The sequence below is a fragment of the Nostoc sp. CHAB 5836 genome (assembly GCF_020829445.1).
In the GTDB taxonomy this organism is placed as follows: domain Bacteria; phylum Cyanobacteriota; class Cyanobacteriia; order Cyanobacteriales; family Nostocaceae; genus Nostoc.
Map to the genome: position 1 here is coordinate 1 of NZ_JAIVFV010000343.1, position 3,109 is coordinate 3,109.

Sequence of the window (3,109 nt, forward strand, 5' to 3'; positions counted from 1 at the left end):
TCTGCAGGGCCCTTGGCCCGTGAAGACAGAACAGATGATGTTCATCTTCGATGAACATATTCAATGGGAACGAAGAAGTCGATCGAGCTATTAGTAACGGTAAGCTTCACACATTGCTGTGCTTCCACACCCAGCCTATCAACGTGGTAGTCTTCCACGACCCTTATAGGGAATACTCGTTTTCAGGTTGGTTTCCCGCTTAGATGCCTTCAGCGGTTATCCATTCCATATATAGCTACCCTGCTATGCCGTTGGCACGACAACAGGTCCACCAGAGATATGTCCACCCCGGTCCTCTCGTACTAGGGGCAGATCCTGTCAATATTCCTACACCTACGGCAGATAGGGACCGAACTGTCTCACGACGTTCTGAACCCAGCTCACGTACCGCTTTAATTGGCGAACAGCCAAACCCTTGGGACCTGCTCCAGCCCCAGGATGCGATGAGCCGACATCGAGGTGCCAAACAACCCCGTCGATATGGACTCTTGGGGGTCATCAGCCTGTTATCCCCGGCGTACCTTTTATCCGTTGAGCGATGGCCCTTCCACGCGGGACCACCGGATCACTATGACCGACTTTCGTCTCTGCTCGACTTGTCAGTCTCGCAGTCAGGCGGGCTTATGCCATTGCACTCGACGACCGATTTCCGACCGGTCTGAGCCCACCATCGCGCGCCTCCGTTACTCTTTCGGAGGCGACCGCCCCAGTCAAACTACCCACCATACACTGTCCCGGGCCCGGATAACGGGTCGCGGTTAGACATCCACGAAGATAAGGGTGGTATTTCAAGGATGGCTCCACAGAAACTGGCGTCCCTGCTTCAAAGCCTACCACCTATCCTACACATGCCTTGGCGAATGCCAGTGTAAAGCTATAGTAAAGGTGCACGGGGTCTTTCCGTCTGACCGCAGGAACCCCGCATCTTCACGGGGAATTCAATTTCACTGAGTCTGCGTTGGAGACAGCGGGGAAGTCGTTACGCCATTCGTGCAGGTCGGAACTTACCCGACAAGGAATTTCGCTACCTTAGGACCGTTATAGTTACGGCCGCCGTTTACTGGGGCTTCGATTCAAAGCTTGCACCTCTCCTCTTAACCTTCCAGCACCGGGCAGGCGTCAGGCCCTATACGTCGTTTTGCAACTTCGCAGAGCCCTGTGTTTTTGATAAACAGTCGCTACCCCCTGGTCTGTGCCACCCCAACATAGTTGCCTACGATGGGGTCACGCTTCTTCCGAAGTTACGCGTGCAATTTGCCGAGTTCCTTCAACGCAGTTCTCTCAAGCGCCTTGGTATACTCTACCTGACCACCTGTGTCGGTTTCGGGTACGGTCTATACGGTGGAGCTATTTCCTGGAACCGCTCCGCTGCACTCCCAATCCAATAAGGAAGTACAACTTGTGCGATCCGTCACTACCACCAGGCCCACGATTATTAACGTGGTTCCCATCGACTACGCATTTCTGCCTCATCTTAGGGGCCGGCTAACCCTGCTCAGATTAACTTTAAGCAGGAACCCTTGGTCTTTCGGCGAGGGAGTCTCTCACTCCCTTTATCGTTACTCATGTCAACATTCGCACTTCCGATATCTCCAGCAGCCCTCACGGGTCCCTTCACAGACTTACGGAACGCTCCGCTACCATACGTGCAAGCACGTATCCTCAGCTTCGGTGCATGGCTTTAGCCCCGTTACATTTTCGGCGCAAAGACCCTTATTTAGACCAGTGAGCTGTTACGCTTTCTTTAAATGATGGCTGCTTCTAAGCCAACATCCTGGTTGTTTTGGGATCCTCACATCCTTTCCCACTTAGCCATGACTTGGGGACCTTAGCTGGAGGTCAGGGTTGTTGCCCTCTTCACGACGGACGTTAGCACCCGCCGTGTGTCTGCCGAGTAGTACTTTCCGGTATTCGGAGTTTGGTTAGGATCAGTAAGACGGTGAGTCCCCATAGCCCATCCAGTGCTCTACCCCCGAGGGTATTCGGTCGACGCTCTACCTAAATAGATTTCGCGGAGAACCAGCTATTTCCGAGTTTGATTGGCCTTTCACCCCTAGCCACAAGTCATCCCAATCTATTGCAACAGATACGGGTTCGGCCCTCCAGTTGGTGTTACCCAACCTTCAGCCTGCTCATGGCTAGATCACTCGGTTTCGGGTCTAATGCAACTAACTCAATCGCCCTATTCAGACTCGCTTTCGCTGCGCCTACACCTACCGGCTTAAGCTTGCTAGTTACACTAAGTCGTTGACCCATTATACAAAAGGTACGCCGTCACCCTTGCGGGCTCCGACTGTTTGTAGGCATCCGGTTTCAGGTTCTATTTCACTCCCCTCGTCGGGGTGCTTTTCACCTTTCCCTCACGGTACTTGTTCGCTATCGGTCATGCACGAGTACTTAGGCTTGGAGAGTGGTCTCCCCATGTTCAGACAGGATTTCACGTGTCCCGCCCTACTCAAGGACAATGACTGTTCTACGCGTAAGGGGCTATCACCCTCTATGGCCGACTTTTCCAAATCGTTCCGCTTTATTCATCATTGCCACTGGCCTGGTCCGCGTTCGCTCGCCACTACTTACGGAGTCTCGGTTGATGTCCTTTCCTGCAGGTACTTAGATGTTTCAGTTCCCTGCGTTCGCTTCTTACCCCTATGTATTCGAAAGTAAGATACCTTATCACAATGCTTGGAAACCCAAGCCGTCAATGACGGTTTGGATTTTCCAAGCATTTAAGGTGGGTTGCCCCATTCGGAGATCCATGGATCAAAGCTTATTCGCAGCTCCCCACGGCTTTTCGCAGCGTATCACGTCCTTCTTCGCCTGTGCATGCCAAGGCATCCACCAAATGCCCTTAATTCACTTCTTCGTTCTCATTGTCTATGCTCATCATCAAGCCGTCATTCCGAAGGAATGACCGGCAGATCCGGTTACCTTTTACAACCAGATCAAGTCACGATGACATCGACGTGTTCGATACAATCCTCATATGAAGGCACGCCGGTGCACTTCGAGGTCGTATCATTAAGACCAGCTTCTCGAGATATCATCCGGTGATGCGCGGTCAGGCAACATCAATCCAGCATGTCCATCAGATGAAGGCCTAAACCTTCAA

Annotated in this window: 1 rRNA gene; it reads right to left on the reverse strand. The window is 52.3% G+C overall.

The annotated features are described in order from the left end of the window. Positions 1-69: 69 nt before the first annotated feature. A 23S ribosomal RNA gene (locus tag LC605_RS34995) occupies positions 70-2,863 on the reverse strand. Positions 2,864-3,109: the final 246 nt, after the last annotated feature.